The sequence below is a fragment of the Paracoccus albicereus genome (assembly GCF_024359525.1).
Lineage (GTDB): Bacteria > Pseudomonadota > Alphaproteobacteria > Rhodobacterales > Rhodobacteraceae > Paracoccus > Paracoccus albicereus.
On record NZ_JAKZEU010000001.1, the window covers coordinates 276,584 to 290,726 of the forward strand.

Genomic DNA, 14,143 nt, shown 5'->3' on the forward strand with positions numbered 1-14,143 from the left:
TTCGAAATCGACTTCGAATGTCTGCCCTTACTTGCAGGGACTAATTCCGCCGTTTGGTAGCATGTTTGTTGCAGCGACTCTCAAGCCTTTTCCTTCACCGTAGTGTGTAAAAACCAAGGTAAGTTTCCCCCCGCCCCGGCAAATGATACGGCCTGGCGGAAAATACTTCTCATCTTCAAACATTAGGGAATAATCGCCGTGTTTTGTTATTTGACCAGCGAGTGTTCCAATAATGGTCCCTAAGGTTGAGAACTGATTAGCCTCGGTTTCGCCCGTGACCTGGCAGAAGAACCATTCGGAGCCGTCGGAGATCGCGCTTGCATTCACTTCAAATTCAGGGTGGCGAAAGCCGCGTTCGAGCCGAGGCTCGACATTCAGGATCGACTGCGAATTGGTATAACCTTGAAAACCGCTGAATGACTGATCGGAAATCAGCATTTCGCAGGCATTCATGGCCTCCACCCATGCCTGTCCCAGACCGTCTTGCGCAACAGCCGAGCTGCCAGACATCCCAACCACTACTGTCAGCGCTAGAGGGCCAATCTCTACCATCTTGACGTTGCTCCCAAAATATTGATGCGGCCGGTGTCGTTGATCTGTCAAAGGTCGACATTCGTTGAACTGCAGAGCAGGCGCAAGTTGGGCTCAAGGCCGCCGTCCGAAACACGCAACAATGCCTAACAGCCCCCTAACCGCACGTTCGCAGCCTGTGTACAGGTTGTGTACAGCCTGTGTACGCGCGGTGTACGGGCTGTGATGCGTCCCAGCCAGCATTTGCTGGGTTTGTGACGCCTTACGGTGTTGCGCTGTTGCGCACCCACCGTGCGCTTGATGCGCGTCCCAAAAGTTAACGAAAAAACCCCGCCATCCATCGGACGGCGGGGCAAGGCGGTTCCGGCGGCCGCCGCGGCATCGCGCGGCGGGCTGCGGAACTCTGGCGAACCGGGAAATCTCAGTTGGGGCGGGTGTCGTCCATCTCGGCCCGGATCTGCTGGCGCAGGATGTCGATCGGGACCATCTTGCCCTCTCGCTTGAAGTGCCAGTAGGTCCAGCCATTGCAGGACGGCGCGCCTTCCAGCGCGGCGCCGACCTGATGGATCGAACCGCGCACGTCGTTGCCGATCAGGCTGCCGTCGGCGCGGACCTTGGCCTTGTGGCGGCTGCCCAGCGAATACAGTTCCTCGCCCGGACGCAGCATCCCGCGCTCGATCACCTGACCGAAGGGGACGCGCGGCTCGGCCCGCTTGGCCCGCGTCGTGGCCAGGCCTTCGGCGTCGAACTTGCGCACCTTGGCCAATCGCTTCTCGGCAACCTCGCGATAGGACGCCTCGCGCTCTATCCCTATGAAATCACGACCCAACATCTTCGCGACCGCACCCGTCGTGCCGGTGCCGAAGAACGGGTCCAGCACCACGTCGCCCGGGTTGGTCGTGCCGACCAGCACGCGGTGCAGCAGCGCTTCGGGCTTCTGGGTCGGATGCGCCTTTTCCCCCGCCGCATCCTTCAGACGCTCACCGCCGGTGCAAAGCGGGATCACCCAGTCCGAGCGCATCTGCACGCCTTCGTTCAGCGACTTCAGCGCCTCGTAGTTGAAGGTGTATTTCGACTTCTCGGACTTGCCGGCCCAGATCATCGTCTCATGCGCATTGGTCAAACGCTTGCCGCGGAAATTCGGCATCGGGTTCGACTTGCGCCAGACCACGTCGTTCAGGATCCAGAACCCCTGGTTCTGCAATTCGGCGCCGACGCGGAAAATATTGTGATAGGACCCGATCACCCAGATCGCCCCATCGGGTTTCAGCAGCCGACGCGCCGCCGCCAGCCAGTCGCGGGTGAAGGTGTCATAGGCCGCGAAACCCGCGAACTGGTCCCAGTGATCATCGACCGCATCGACCCGGCTGTTGTCGGGACGATGCAATTCGCCACGAAGCTGCAGGTTGTAAGGGGGATCGGCGAAGATCAGGTCGATGCTGCCTTCCGGCAACGCCCTCATTTCTTCGATGCAGTCACCGGCCAGGATCCGGTTCAGCGGAAGCGGCACCGTCGTCCGCTCGTCCTTCGTCGTCGTCATCACTCTGCCCACATTGGCCGGTCTTGTGCCGGTCTGTGGATAAATCATGAGTCAGAGCGGATTCGCCGTCAATTTCTTTATTGAATCAAGCACTTGCGATTTCATCTCGACACAAGATGTTGTGGACGGGCTTGAATGATCGCCTATGGTGAGGGGTCAGGCCGAAATCCAGCAGGGCCCGCTTATGGGCGGGCGTCGGATAGCCTGCGTTCACTTCCCAACCGTAGCCGGGGTGCTGTTGCGCCAAATCCACCATGATGCGATCGCGCAACACCTTGGCCACGATAGAGGCTGCGGCGATCGTCAGGCAGCGGGCATCGCCGCCGATCACCGCCTCGGCCGACACACGCAGATCGCGCGGGACCCGATTGCCATCGACAAGGACGTGACAAGGCGGAGTGCGCAGCCCGGCGATGGCGAGACACATCGCCAGATGCGCCGCGTGGTAGATGTTCAGCCGGTCGATATCCTCGACCGGGACATGTGCGACCGACCAGTCGCAGCGTGTCATCACCCAGTCGGCCAAGACCTCGCGCCGCGCAGCGGTCAGCTTTTTCGAGTCGTCCAGACCCTCGGGCAGGTTCGACAAATCCAGCACAACCGCCGCAGCCGTCACCGGTCCGGCCAGCGGACCACGCCCGACCTCATCGACGCCGGCAACACGCCGCGCACCGCGGGCCAAGGCCGCCATCTCGAAACTGCCGTCGGGGCCGTTCATGCGGTGATCGTCACCGGTGCGATGGTGACTTCCTCAAGGTTCACGCCCTCGCCCTCGCGATCCACCACCAGGAAATCGGCAGCGTTGTCGAGCGGCGTCAGCACGCCATGCCACACACCCGCGCGCAGGTTCACGCCCACGCCCGCCGGCACCAGAAAGGCAAGCGGCTGGCCGGGACGGCCGTCATCGTCATGCGCGACCACCGACAGCCAGGGATCGGCGCCGAGTGGCATGAAGGCCTGCGAACCGAGTGGATGCCGTTCCAGCAGGGTGCAATCGTAAGGCAGGCTGATCGCTTCGCTGCGAAAGATCGACAGGATCGCCTCGCCATCGCCGCGCTCGACGGTCGCCAAGGCGTGGTGCCGCTCGCATCGACCCGCATTGATCAGCTTGTCGGGCGCGGCCTTCGGCATCAGCACCTCGCCAAAGGGCTGAAAGGCTTCGGGTGTGATCGGAAGGGCGCGGATGTTGGTCATGGCGCGACCTTATACCGCCTCCCGAATGCCGTCGAGAACCCGCGTCATGATCTGTCGCTGCAGATCGCGATCGGCCAGCAGCGCGATCTCGGCGCGCGCTGCCCGCGACATGGCCTGACACCGGTCGGGATGCGCCCGTGCCCAATCGAGCTTCTCGGCCAGGTCGGGCGCGAAGCGCTGGATCGGAATGTAGTGCTTTCACGGTGGAAACCGGCCGGAATAATAGACCTCCCAAAGACCAGGCGGTCCGCCTTGTGCTCCCACGACGTGTGGTCCGGTATCTGGGTGGTCGCAAAGCCCGGAAGGCCGATCGCGTGAAACCCCGGCAGTGGCCACAGGACCGCATTGCGCGCGCCCTCACGCCTGTTGTCGCATAGGATCGGTGGCCCGACAGGCGCACCCTTCAGGGCGCCGAACTGGCTTGCGACCCCCGAGACACGGCAGGCTGCGACCCCAGGCCGATGAATGGCGATTCAGCCGGAACAGTTGCGTGACCCGAGCCTCGCCGCACCAGTCCGGGGTGATATGAAAGAATTTCCGCGTTGGGGATTTCTGCACGCCGACCGGCGGGGACGACGGAATCATCCGCCTGTCGCCGCATCACGCGGCAGGAACCATGTCAGGATGCCGAGCACCGGCATGAACGAGCACAGAAGGAACACGAACTCGATACCGCGCGCATCGGCCAGAACGCCCAACATCGCGGCGGCAATTCCGCCCATGCCGAAGGTGAAGCCGAAGAACAGACCCGCGACCAGCCCGGTGCGGCCCGGCACAAGCTCCTGCGCGAAGACGATAATCGCGGGCAGGGCCGAAGCGAGGATGATCCCGATCACGACAGCCAGCACGCCCGTGGCGATCAGCCCGACATGCGGCAGCGCCAGCGAAAAGGGCAGCACGCCGAGGATCGACACCCAGATCACCCGACGGGCGCCGATGCGGTCGCCGACGATCCCGCCCGCCATGACCCCAATCGCCATGCCGGCGAGGAAGAGGAACAGCATGATCTGTCCACCCTGGGGGCCAAGGCCGAAGGTCTCGATCGCGTAGAAGGTGAAATAGCTGGTCATCGCCGCGGTGTAGACCTGCTTCGTGAAAACCAACGCGGCGAGAACGACGATCGTGCGGATGATGACACCCCGGGGCAGCGTCGCGCCGGTCCGGTGCGACACGCTGGTCGCGCGGCGGCGACCTTCGGCCCAGGCCCCGACACGGTACAGCATCACTGCGCCCAAGGCCGCCGCTGCGGCGAAGAAGGTGACGGCCGGACGGCCGAAGGGTACGACGATGAACGCAGCGAGCAGCGGCCCCGACGCCTGCCCCAGATTTCCGCCCAACTGGAACACCGATTGTGCGGTCCCGAAACGCCCGCCCGAGGCGATCCTAGCCACGCGCGAACTTTCGGGGTGGAAGACGGCTGAACCCAGCCCGATCAACATCGCCCCCGCCAGCAGTGCGCCGTAATTGCCGGCATGTGCCAGCAGCAGCACGCCCAGCATCGTCATACCCATGCCGAAAGCCAGCGAGCGCGGCTGCGGGCGGCGGTCGGTTGCCATCCCTATCAGCGGCTGAAGCAGCGCCGCCGTCAGCTGGAAGGCCAGCGTCAGAAGCCCGATCTGTTTGTAGCTCAGCGCGAATTCGATCTGCAGCAGCGGATAGATCGCGGCCAGCATCGATTGCATCACGTCGTTGATCAGGTGGCAAAGACTGATTGCCGCCAGCACCGTCCACGCGGTCGTCCCGCTGCCCGATGCGCTTGGTGTCGACCCCTGGATCCGCCCTGCCCCGGCGCTCATCTGCAGCCCCCGACCGCGTTGCGATGTCCAAGGACCTAGCAGTCATCAAGCAGATTGGGAATGGCTCAGAAAACCCGTCCGAAGCGGCGGAACGGCGCCGGTTTTCCCGCTATTGGCAGGTTTAATTGACTTTAAGGACAGCTTTCCCAACCTGTCGCAGGCGATATAGTTTGCATATATGTGTTTGTAACGATTGAGACGATTGTGAAAGTTGACGGACAGGCGATCCCACGCCCTCTTCGTGGTGTTCAAGCCGATGCCGCAAGGAAGCGGATGAACACCTGGCAATCGGTCCGCGCCGAGGTTCTGGCGCGGATCAGGTCCGGCGAATGGGCACCAGGTGGATTGATACCGACCGAGCATGAGCTTGCTCGTGAGCTTGGTTGCGCCCGCGCGACCGTCAACCGCGCGCTTCGCGATCTGGCCGACAGCGGCATCGTCGAGCGCCGGCGCAAGGTCGGGACCCGCGTCGCAACGACGCCGTCGCGCCGCACGACGCTGGAAATGTCAGTCATCCGGCACGAGATCCAGGCGATGGGGGCCCATTACCGCTATGAGATGACGCGGTTCGAGACGCTGCCCGCCCCTAGCCACGTCGCCGATGCGCTTCAGGTTCGACAGGGCGACCCTGTCCTGTCCGTCAAGACCCAGCACTTCGCCGACAACCGCACCCATTGCTGCGAAGTGGTCTGGCTGAACCCGGCCGTCCTGCCCGACATCGATCGGCGTGACCTTGAACGCGAACCACCGCATGAATGGCTGGGCCGCAACGTCGCGCTGACGCAGGGACAGTTCACGATTCTCGCCGAAGGCGCGACGGGCGATTGCGCCCGCAGCCTCGACGTGCGGCCCGGCACCCCGGTCCTCGCGATCGAGCGGATCAGTTGGTCCGATCTGGTGCCGGTGTCTTTCGCGCGGCAATTCTACGGTCCCGGTCATCGGCTGGTGTCCGAAGACTGATCCGCTGCACGACTGCGCCGCCGACCTGACCGAATTGTGAGCAGGCTCTGCCGCGATGGGGCTGGCGCCGTCACACCGAAACGGGGATTCTCACGTCAAGACTGACGGAGAGTTCGATGAATCTGCGCACCTTTTCCCTTGTTTTCGCGGCTTGCCCGGCGTTCCTGCCTGCTGCGGGTCTTGCGCAGGCGATCGCTCCCATCGGCACCGTGCCCGCCGCAGCCGCGCCTGCGACGACGACTGCACCTGCGCCGATCGATGAGGTCTTCAGTGCGGCAGATATCGAGGCCGCGACCTTCACCGGACAGGACCTTCCGTCAGGCCGGTCGGCGCTGACCGCCAAGGTGCAGATCATGCTGGACCGCTCCGGGACGTCGCCCGGCGTCGTGGACGGTTTCAAGGGCGGGATGAGCGAAAGCGCGATCATGGCGTTCGAACGTCGCGCCCGCCTGCCGATGGACGGCCGCTTGGACCAGCAGGTCTGGGATCTGTTGTTGCCCTACGCGGCAAGCCCGGTCACGCAGGATTACACGATCACCGAGGCCGACGCGCAAGGACTGGTCGATTCCATACCCGTCGACTACGCCGAGAAGGCTCAGATGGAGGAATTGGGCTATACCAGCATCGCCGAAAAGCTGGGCGAGCGGTTCCACATGGATGAAAAGTTCATCGGTGTGCTGAATCCCGGCGTGACGCTGGCGCCGGGGGTCACGATCAAGGTGATGGCCCCCTCGGCCCCCCTCAAGGGAGAGGTCGCGCGCATCATCGTGGACAAAGCGACGCGGCGCGTTGCGGGCTACAGTGCCGACGGAGAGATGCTGGTCGACTATCCAGCGACCATCGGATCCGACGCGACGCCTTCGCCCACGGGCGATCATGTGGTCGTCACCACCGCGTTCAATCCGAACTACACCTACAACCCCAACGTCAACTTCAAGCAGGGCGAAAACGACAAGGTTCTGACCATCCCACCCGGGCCCAACGGTCCGGTGGGTTCTGTGTGGATCGACCTCAGCAAGCCGACCTACGGGATCCACGGCACGCCGACGCCCTCGCAATTGTTCCGCAACCAGTCGAACGGCTGCGTGCGGCTGACAAACTGGGACGCACAGGAGCTGGCAAAGATGGTCAAGCCTGGCGTCACACGGGTCGAATTCCTCAATCCCGGCGTGACCATCGCGGACGTGACCGGTTATGCGCCCAGTGCCGCAACGGCTGCGGCCGAGACCGGCGTGCCGGCCGATGATGGGACGCTGGCAGACGCAACGCTGAACACCCCTTCGCTGCCCGATCCAGGCGCGGTCACCGCAGTCCCCTTGCCCGGCAACATCACACCCCTGCCCGCCGATGGCGGCGAAGGCACACCGAATCCCGGTGTCGTCCCGCTGCCGGATCAGACGGTCGGCCCCGCAGGCAATGTGATCGAGGACACGACCGAGATCGATACCGACCCTGCCGATCTCACGAACGACCCGCTGCTTGATGCGCTGAACAACGCCTTGCGCAATCTGCCCGACGGCTCTGTTCCCGAGGCTCAGTACTGATGCGCGCGCGGGCCCCCGCGTTTGTCGTCTGGATTGTCGTCGGCGCACTGGGCCTGACCGCCGCCGTCGCACAGGAACCGCCGGCAGACCGACCGCCGACCGTCGAAGAGCCGCTGCCGGACCGGCCCGAAGCCGCGCCAGACACCGTTTCCGCGCCCGCACCCGAGGCAGCACCCGCGAGCCGTGTCGACGACGCAAGACCGCCCGTCAGACCAGAGGAGTCCGAGGCGGCGCCACCACCCGCGGCGCCGGAAACGCCGGAAACGCCGGAAGAGCCGGTGGCAGACGATGACAGTCCGGCAGTTCCCCCTTTGCCCGCCCAGCCGTCGCCCTTGTCGCTGGGCTCCCAGCTGACGCTGCCGACCGAAGCGCCCTTGGCCTTGGCTCAGGGCGGCTCGGTGCCGGCGACACCCTCGATCCCCGCGACGTTGCGCGAAAGCGACGCGGACTACGCTGCCTGTTTGCGCAAGATCGACCGTCTGGGGGTGGGGTATACGGAGATCGAACCGATCACTGACCCCGAAGACCGCGACTGCGGCATCGCTCGTCCACTACAGGTCGAGACGCTGCGCGGCGGCATCACCCTGGAAGGTGGCGCGCCGATGCGCTGCGAGACGGCGCTCGCCCTGGCCGAATGGACTCGTGACTTCGTTCTGCCCGCCGCCCGCCGCCTGCCGGATTCGCCGCGTCTGACCGGCTTGCAGCTCGGCAGCACCTACGATTGTCGCGGGCGCGTCGGCACCGGAGCGGAAGCACCGAAACTGTCGGAGCATGCGCTTGGCAACGCCATCGACATCATGGCCTTTGCGTTCGAGCAGGGCGAGCCGCTGGTCGTCACCCCGCGCGCCGAAAGCGGCGACATGGCGGAAGCGTTCCAGCGCGCCGTGCGCGGCAGCGCCTGCCTGTTCTTCACCACCGTCCTTGGCCCCGGTTCCAACGAGGCGCATGACGATCATCTGCATCTGGACATCGCGGCGCGGAACGGCGGTTGGCGTCTTTGCGAATGACGCTCAGCGATTGACCCGCTCGATGTCGAGATAGGAAGGATCGAAGCGCGCCAGCTTGACCAGACCGGGCCAGTCGATGATCTCGACCTCGGTCCCGGTCCATCGGATCAGACGACGATCGCGCAGATCACGCACGGCCCGGTTGATGTGGATCGGCGAATAGCCAAGGATGTCAGCCAGTTCGCGCTGCAGCAGCGGCAGGGTGAAGCGCAGCTTGTCTGCCGCCCCGACCAGGTTCAACCGCGTGTAAAGCTCGCACAGAAGATGAGCGAGATGCGCGCTGGATCGCAACGATGCCGCAGCCACCAACCACTGCCGATGCACCGCGGCGTCGATCAGCGTCGCCATCCACAAGAGCCGGGTCAGACGCGGAAAATTCTCGGTCACCTCGACCAGTTCCGCATGGCTGACGAATTCAACCTCGGCCGGACCAAGAGCCACGACCGAATGTTCCAATCCCGCCAGAACGAAGCCGTGCAGATCCACGAAGTCGCCGGGAACGTGCAATGCGGTGATGACCCGATCCTCGGGGCGCCCGGCCAGCGGATGCGACCGCGCGGACATGCCACGCAGCATCAGGCAACTGCGTTCAGTCACACGGTTGATCGGGACGATCGTCTCGCCGGGTGCGTAGCTGACCTGTTCGGTCTTCATCGCGCGAAGTCGGGCGAGATCGCGGTCCGACAGCGTGTCACGCCGCTGAAGATAGCGGATGAAGTATTCGCTGATCGCCATTTTTCCCCCAACCCGACAGCGGCAGAGCCTTGTTAAATCAAAAGATACCGCTGTCTGGCAACAACCGCGAGGCTAACTTAGATCAATGACTTGCCGCCTGCTTCGTCGAAACGGCGCGCCGTGTCGCGGCCGTTTGCGGCAGGCCACGCAAGGCATCACCCAAGGCCGCGAAGCTCGCCGAGGCGTCAGAGGTCCTTCGGCTGACAAAAGTATCGAGATGCGGCCACAGTCGGACCGCCTCGTCCAGCGCCTGATCCGCGCCGGGCGCGTAGAGACCGGCACGGATCATCAGCTCCGATTCGGCATAGGCACCCATCGCGGCGCGCGCGCGACCGATCAGCGCATTCTCGGCCTCGCTTGCCGCGTGAGGCAACGCGCGAGAGACGGAGCGGACGACGTCGATCGCCGGAAAACGTCCGCGTTCGGCGATCGTCCGGTCCAGCACCACGTGACCATCCAGCACGCCCCGCAGGATGTCCGCAATCGGCTCGTCCATGTCCGATCCGGCTACCAGAACGCTGAAGATGCCGGTGATATCCCCCGTCCCCTCCAGCCCCGGCCCCGAGCGTTCGGCAAGCGCCATGATCAGGTTCGAGACCGAGGGAGGAAAGCCGCGATAGCTGGCGGCCTCTCCTGCGGAGAGCGCAATTTCCCGATGAGCCTCGGCGAATCGGGTGATCGAGTCGGCGAGAAATAGGACGTGCTTGCCCTGGTCGCGAAAATGCTCCGCCACGCTCATCGCGGCCCAGGCACAGCGACGCCGAATCAAGGGTGACAGGTCGGATGTCGCGGCGACCACAACCGCCCGAGCCATCCCCTCAGGTCCCAGCGTCCGCTCCACGAATTCGCGAAGCTCGCGCCCCCGTTCGCCGATCATCGCGATCACCACGACATCCGCCTGAACCCCGCGTGCGAGGCCGGACAGCAGCGTCGACTTGCCCACGCCCGAGCCGGCGAAAAGGCCGATCCGCTGACCGCGCACCAGCGGCAGCATCGTATCGAAGACTGCAAACCCCGTATCGAGCCGCGCGCCCAACCGCTTGCGGCGAACTGCCGGCGGCGCGTCGGGGCGGAAGGGCCGTCTGACGATGCCTTGCCGCAGGGGTCTGCCGTCCAGCGGGCGGCCCAGAGGGTCTATGATCCGGCCGATCCAAAAATCGCAAGGCGCGATAGCTGGCGCATATTCCAGCGTGACCTCGGCCCCGATCGACAGCCCCTCGACATGGCCTTCGGGCAAGATCTGCGCGTGGCGCTGTGACAGGCCCACAATCTCGCCCCCGACGGTCCCCGAAGGCATCGCGATGGCGACGCGATCGCCGACCGATGCGTGCGCGTTCAGGCCGCTGACGCTGATCAGGCCGGCACGGATCGTCTGTACCTCACCATGATGGCTGGCGAAGCGTACTTGGCCGATACGATGGGTGACTGATTCAACTTTATCCAAATCCCGAACCTCCTGCTCCGCGAAATCCCGGTTCCACGAAACGGTTTTTAAACCAATCGAGGTTAAGACCGGGTTTATCGAAACGGAGGAGAAGCCTCATGTTTGACAGAATCGAAACGCTGCGGATGGCCAAGGCCATGACGAACCACGCGGCCGAGCGGCAGCGGATCGTGGCGCGCAATATCGCGAATGCGGACACGCCCGGATACGCGGCCGCCGATGTTCGGGGCTTCACCGAAAGCTATCGCAGCGACCCCGCCCGCTTCCAGATGCGGGCGACCGACCCGCGCCACATGAGCGATCCCGGCTGGGTCGTGTCCCGCACCCAGTTCGTCGAGGACGCGACCGGCGCCTCGCCCAACGGCAATGCCGTCTCGATCGAGGATGAGATGGTGAAGATGGCCGATGTGAAGCGCGAACAGGACCTCGCGCTCGCCGTCTATCGCAACGGGCTCGACATCCTGCGCACCAGCCTTGGCCGCCGGGCCTGAGGAGAACCGTGATGAGCGACCCCGTCACCGCCACCCAGCTTGCCGCTTCCGGCATGAAGGCGCAGAGCGAACGCCTGCGCCGCGTCTCCGAAAACATCGCCAATGTCGATACGCCCGGCTATCGCCGCAAGCTGGTCGCCTTCGAGAGCCAGGTCGAATACGGCCGCCCCACCGGCGGCGTTCAGGTCTCTCGCACGATGCTCGACCAGACCGCGCTGCCTCAGATTTACGATCCCAGTCATCCGATGGCCGACGAGACCGGCTACTACCTCGGCTCGAACGTCGATCTGGTGATGGAGATCGCCGATTCACGCGAAGCCGCGCGAAGCTATGAGGCCAATCTCCGCGTCTTCGAACAATCCCGCCAGATGGGCAGCGCGCTCATCGATCTGCTTCGTCGCTGAAAGGATTTCAGATGATTACATCGGTAAATGCCGCCAACGCCTATGCCACCGCCCGCCGTGCGGTCGCCCCGTCCGAGGGCGGCCCCGATCTGGGTGCCGCGGTGGACGGGTTCGCCAAGGTCATGGCGCAGGCGGACCAGGTCTCCACGGGAGCCATGACTGGCGCCACCGCGACCCATGATCTGGTCACCCAGATCTCCGAAACCAAGCTGGCGCTGGAAGCTGTGGTCTCGATCCGGGACAAGGTCGTCGAAGCTTACCAGGAAATCCTGCGGATGCCGGTCTGAGGCGGGCGATGCAGGAAGCTGTCCTCTTCGACATGCTGCGCCAGGCGCTGATGATCTCGGTGCGCATCTCGGCCCCGCTTCTGTTCGTCGCCCTGGTTGCCGGCGTGATCATCGGTCTTTTCCAGGCGCTGACCTCGGTGCAGGAAATGACGCTGACCTTCGTGCCAAAGATCGGGCTGATGCTGATCGTCTTCTGGGTCTCGATGAGCTTCATGACCACCGCCCTGGCCGATTTCTACACCGGTCAGATCATTCCGCTGATCGCCGGAGGCTGAGCCATGGACAACGCCATCTACGCGTCGCTGACGCGCCAGTCCGGACTGATGCGCGAGATGCGCGTGGTCGCCAACAACATCGCCAACGCCAACACGACCGGTTACCGGCGCGAGGGCGTGATCTTCGCGGAACATCTGACCGCGCTTGATCGTCGTGGCGACACGCTCTCGATGGCCGATGCCCGCGGCCGGATGATCGACCTGCACCAGGGCGTCCTGTCCCAGACCAACGGCGCCTACGATCTGGCCATCGAGGGCGAGGGCTTCTTCATGGTCGCGACACCCGATGGCGACCGACTGACCCGCGCGGGTGCGTTCATGCCGTCGGCCGAGGGCGAGCTGATGAACGCGGATGGCCACCGCTTGCTGGATGGCGGCGGTGCGCCGGTCGTGGTGCCGGCAGGGCTGGGTCCGATTTCGATAGGACCGGACGGAACCTTGTCGGCCGAAGGCCAGCCCATCGCTCAGGTCGGCGTCTTCGCCGAGCCGCCGGGCGAGCAGATCACTCATGACGGCGGCACCACCTTCGCCTTCGAGACCCAGCCCGAGGCGATCGAGAATCCGCGCGTCCGTCAGGGTTTCCTGGAAGAATCGAACGTCGATCCGGTCTTCGAGATCAGCCGCATGATCGAGGTCCAGCGCGCCTACGAACTGGGCCAGACCTTCCTTGACCGCGAGGATCAGCGGATCCGCTCGGTCATCTCTTCCATGAGCCGTTAAGGAGTTCGCCCGATGAGAGCCCTTCAGATCGCCGCCACCGGCATGAGCGCCCAGCAGACCCGCGTCGAGGTGATTTCCAACAACCTCGCGAACATGTCGACCACCGGCTACAACGCCCGGCGCGCCGAATTCGCCGATCTGCACTACCAGCAGGCGACACGCCCGGGCAGCCTTACGGCATCCGATGGAACCGTGGTGCCCGCAGGCGTGCAACTTGGCCTTGGCGTGCGCCCGACCGCCGTGACCATCAACCTCGCGCAGGGCTCGCTTGCCAATACGGGCGGCGATCTGGACGTGGCGATCGACGGTTTCGGCTATCTCGAAGTCGCACTGCCATCCGGCATTTCAGCTTATACCCGCGACGGCGGGCTAAAACGCTCGCCCGACGGGCTGATCGTGACGTCCGACGGCTACCCGGTCGCGCCGGGGATCACGCTTCCCGACGACGCGCGTTCGATCTCGATCAACGGATCGGGCGAGGTCTATGCCTATTTCACCGATCAGGTCGAACCCGAGATGCTGGGCCAGATCACGCTCGCCGGTTTCACCAACGAGAAGGGGCTGGAGGCGGTCGGCTCGAACCTGTTCCTCGAAACGCCTGCCTCGGGACCTGCACAGGTGAACACGCCCGGGATCGAGGGGCTGGGCACCCTGCGTCAGGGTTATCTGGAAGACAGCTCGGTCGACGCGGTTCGTGAGATCACCGAGCTGATCAAGGCGCAGCGCGGATACGAGCTGAACGCCAAGGTCATCACCGCCGCTGATCAGATGATGGGCGCCACGGTGCAGGTGCGATGATGCGGATGATCGCACTCATTGCAGTCTGCCTGCTGCCGGGAGTGGCGCAGGCGGGCGGATACGCCGCTGCACGCACGTTGCCTGCCGGCACCGTCATCGCGCCCGAGGATCTGGTGGCCGAAGCCGGCACCCCCGCGCCGCTGGCCGAAGCCGTCGCGATGGTCGGTCTGCAGACGCGTGTCACCATCTACGAAGGCCGCCGGGTCCTGCCCGCGCAACTGCGCGCGCCGGTCCTGGTCTCGCGCAACCAGATCGTGCGCCTGATCTATCGCGCCGGCCCTTTGCAGATCGAGGCCGAGGGTCGCGCGCTTGGCGAAGGTGCCGCCGGCGACCGGCTTCGCGTCATGAACACCGCCTCGCGCAGCACGATCGAGGCACAGGTCAACCCCGACGGCACCGTCACCGTGCCGAACTGAA

At 64.5% G+C, this 14,143-nt stretch carries 17 protein-coding genes; 10 read left to right on the forward strand and 7 right to left on the reverse strand.

Annotated elements, in window-relative coordinates; all coding sequences use genetic code 11:
- Positions 1 to 27: 27 nt before the first annotated feature.
- The 5 genes from MLD63_RS01455 to MLD63_RS01475 form a co-directional block, all read right to left on the reverse strand.
- Entirely contained in the window at positions 28 to 510 is a 483-nt protein-coding gene (locus MLD63_RS01455) for a hypothetical protein (protein WP_255328060.1), read from the reverse strand.
- 442 nt (positions 511 to 952) lie between these two features.
- A complete protein-coding gene (locus tag MLD63_RS01460) occupies positions 953 to 2,071 on the reverse strand; it encodes a site-specific DNA-methyltransferase (protein ID WP_255328061.1) in 1,119 nt (372 codons plus the stop codon).
- Positions 2,072 to 2,156: 85 nt separating this feature from the next.
- On the reverse strand, positions 2,157 to 2,789 hold the full coding sequence (rnhB, locus tag MLD63_RS01465) for a ribonuclease HII (protein WP_255328062.1): 633 nt from the start codon (positions 2,787 to 2,789) through the stop codon (positions 2,157 to 2,159).
- Positions 2,786 to 3,265, reverse strand: coding sequence for an ureidoglycolate lyase (locus MLD63_RS01470; protein ID WP_255328063.1), 480 nt, complete (start codon positions 3,263 to 3,265; stop codon positions 2,786 to 2,788). The genes rnhB and MLD63_RS01470 overlap by 4 nt, the downstream gene beginning before the upstream one ends.
- 581 nt (positions 3,266 to 3,846) lie before the next feature.
- The gene (locus MLD63_RS01475) at positions 3,847 to 5,061 is read right to left on the reverse strand and encodes an MFS transporter (RefSeq protein WP_255328064.1); all 1,215 of its coding nucleotides are present in this window, start codon (positions 5,059 to 5,061) and stop codon (positions 3,847 to 3,849) included.
- Between the two features lie 273 nt (positions 5,062 to 5,334).
- Here MLD63_RS01475 and hutC point away from each other — a divergent pair, with 273 nt between their 5' ends.
- The 3 genes from hutC to MLD63_RS01490 all read left to right on the forward strand — a co-directional run bounded on the left by hutC (position 5,335) and on the right by MLD63_RS01490 (position 8,572).
- A complete protein-coding gene (gene hutC / locus MLD63_RS01480; protein WP_255328065.1) occupies positions 5,335 to 6,021 on the forward strand; it encodes a histidine utilization transcriptional repressor HutC in 687 nt (228 codons plus the stop codon).
- A 116-nt stretch (positions 6,022 to 6,137) separates the two neighbouring features.
- On the forward strand, positions 6,138 to 7,565 hold the full coding sequence (locus MLD63_RS01485) for a L,D-transpeptidase family protein (RefSeq protein WP_255328066.1): 1,428 nt from the start codon (positions 6,138 to 6,140) through the stop codon (positions 7,563 to 7,565).
- Positions 7,565 to 8,572: an extensin family protein gene (locus MLD63_RS01490; RefSeq protein ID WP_255328067.1), complete on the forward strand. Its 1,008-nt coding sequence runs from the start codon at positions 7,565 to 7,567 to the stop codon at positions 8,570 to 8,572. The genes MLD63_RS01485 and MLD63_RS01490 overlap by 1 nt, the downstream gene beginning before the upstream one ends.
- A gap of 3 nt (positions 8,573 to 8,575) precedes the next feature.
- Here MLD63_RS01490 and MLD63_RS01495 read toward each other — a convergent pair whose 3' ends face one another.
- On the reverse strand, positions 8,576 to 9,307 hold the full coding sequence (locus tag MLD63_RS01495; protein WP_255328068.1) for a Crp/Fnr family transcriptional regulator: 732 nt from the start codon (positions 9,305 to 9,307) through the stop codon (positions 8,576 to 8,578).
- Between the two features lie 82 nt (positions 9,308 to 9,389).
- On the reverse strand, positions 9,390 to 10,751 hold the full coding sequence (locus MLD63_RS01500; protein WP_255328069.1) for a FliI/YscN family ATPase: 1,362 nt from the start codon (positions 10,749 to 10,751) through the stop codon (positions 9,390 to 9,392).
- 98 nt (positions 10,752 to 10,849) lie between these two features.
- Between MLD63_RS01500 and MLD63_RS01505 the strand changes: the two genes are divergently transcribed.
- Genes MLD63_RS01505 through flgA form a run of 7 tightly spaced genes read left to right on the forward strand, consistent with a single transcriptional unit; the run spans position 10,850 to position 14,142 of the window.
- Positions 10,850 to 11,242, forward strand: coding sequence for a FlgB family protein (locus tag MLD63_RS01505; RefSeq protein ID WP_255328070.1), 393 nt, complete (start codon positions 10,850 to 10,852; stop codon positions 11,240 to 11,242).
- An 11-nt stretch (positions 11,243 to 11,253) separates the two neighbouring features.
- Positions 11,254 to 11,646 carry a flagellar basal body rod protein FlgC gene (gene flgC / locus MLD63_RS01510; RefSeq protein WP_255328071.1) on the forward strand — a complete coding sequence of 131 codons (393 nt, stop codon included), beginning with the start codon at positions 11,254 to 11,256 and terminating at the stop codon, positions 11,644 to 11,646.
- Positions 11,647 to 11,657: 11 nt separating this feature from the next.
- Positions 11,658 to 11,933, forward strand: coding sequence for a flagellar hook-basal body complex protein FliE (gene fliE / locus MLD63_RS01515; RefSeq protein ID WP_255328072.1), 276 nt, complete (start codon positions 11,658 to 11,660; stop codon positions 11,931 to 11,933).
- A gap of 8 nt (positions 11,934 to 11,941) precedes the next feature.
- Positions 11,942 to 12,208, forward strand: coding sequence for a flagellar biosynthetic protein FliQ (locus MLD63_RS01520; RefSeq protein WP_255328073.1), 267 nt, complete (start codon positions 11,942 to 11,944; stop codon positions 12,206 to 12,208).
- Between the two features lie 3 nt (positions 12,209 to 12,211).
- The gene (locus tag MLD63_RS01525; RefSeq protein ID WP_255328075.1) at positions 12,212 to 12,928 is read left to right on the forward strand and encodes a flagellar hook-basal body complex protein; all 717 of its coding nucleotides are present in this window, start codon (positions 12,212 to 12,214) and stop codon (positions 12,926 to 12,928) included.
- A gap of 12 nt (positions 12,929 to 12,940) precedes the next feature.
- Complete coding sequence (gene flgG, locus MLD63_RS01530) at positions 12,941 to 13,726, forward strand: flagellar basal-body rod protein FlgG (RefSeq protein WP_255328076.1); 786 nt, start codon at positions 12,941 to 12,943, stop codon at positions 13,724 to 13,726.
- A complete protein-coding gene (flgA, locus tag MLD63_RS01535) occupies positions 13,723 to 14,142 on the forward strand; it encodes a flagellar basal body P-ring formation chaperone FlgA (RefSeq protein WP_255328077.1) in 420 nt (139 codons plus the stop codon). The genes flgG and flgA overlap by 4 nt, the downstream gene beginning before the upstream one ends.
- Position 14,143: the final 1 nt, after the last annotated feature.

Bases quoted from the DNA above. Each gene is read 5' to 3' on its own strand.
- MLD63_RS01505 (WP_255328070.1), top strand. From the start codon at position 10,850: ATGTTTGACAGAATCGAAACGCTGCGGATGGCCAAGGCCATGACGAAC.
- hutC (WP_255328065.1), top strand. From the start codon at position 5,335: ATGAACACCTGGCAATCGGTCCGCGCCGAGGTTCTGGCGCGGATCAGG.
- MLD63_RS01485 (WP_255328066.1), top strand. From the start codon at position 6,138: ATGAATCTGCGCACCTTTTCCCTTGTTTTCGCGGCTTGCCCGGCGTTC.
- MLD63_RS01525 (WP_255328075.1), top strand. From the start codon at position 12,212: ATGGACAACGCCATCTACGCGTCGCTGACGCGCCAGTCCGGACTGATG.
- MLD63_RS01520 (WP_255328073.1), top strand. From the start codon at position 11,942: ATGCAGGAAGCTGTCCTCTTCGACATGCTGCGCCAGGCGCTGATGATC.
- rnhB (WP_255328062.1), bottom strand. From the start codon at position 2,789: ATGAACGGCCCCGACGGCAGTTTCGAGATGGCGGCCTTGGCCCGCGGT.
- flgC (WP_255328071.1), top strand. From the start codon at position 11,254: ATGAGCGACCCCGTCACCGCCACCCAGCTTGCCGCTTCCGGCATGAAG.
- MLD63_RS01470 (WP_255328063.1), bottom strand. From the start codon at position 3,265: ATGACCAACATCCGCGCCCTTCCGATCACACCCGAAGCCTTTCAGCCC.
- MLD63_RS01475 (WP_255328064.1), bottom strand. From the start codon at position 5,061: ATGAGCGCCGGGGCAGGGCGGATCCAGGGGTCGACACCAAGCGCATCG.
- fliE (WP_255328072.1), top strand. From the start codon at position 11,658: ATGATTACATCGGTAAATGCCGCCAACGCCTATGCCACCGCCCGCCGT.
- MLD63_RS01455 (WP_255328060.1), bottom strand. From the start codon at position 510: ATGTCTGGCAGCTCGGCTGTTGCGCAAGACGGTCTGGGACAGGCATGG.
- MLD63_RS01490 (WP_255328067.1), top strand. From the start codon at position 7,565: ATGCGCGCGCGGGCCCCCGCGTTTGTCGTCTGGATTGTCGTCGGCGCA.
- MLD63_RS01460 (WP_255328061.1), bottom strand. From the start codon at position 2,071: ATGACGACGACGAAGGACGAGCGGACGACGGTGCCGCTTCCGCTGAAC.
- flgA (WP_255328077.1), top strand. From the start codon at position 13,723: ATGATGCGGATGATCGCACTCATTGCAGTCTGCCTGCTGCCGGGAGTG.
- flgG (WP_255328076.1), top strand. From the start codon at position 12,941: ATGAGAGCCCTTCAGATCGCCGCCACCGGCATGAGCGCCCAGCAGACC.
- MLD63_RS01495 (WP_255328068.1), bottom strand. From the start codon at position 9,307: ATGGCGATCAGCGAATACTTCATCCGCTATCTTCAGCGGCGTGACACG.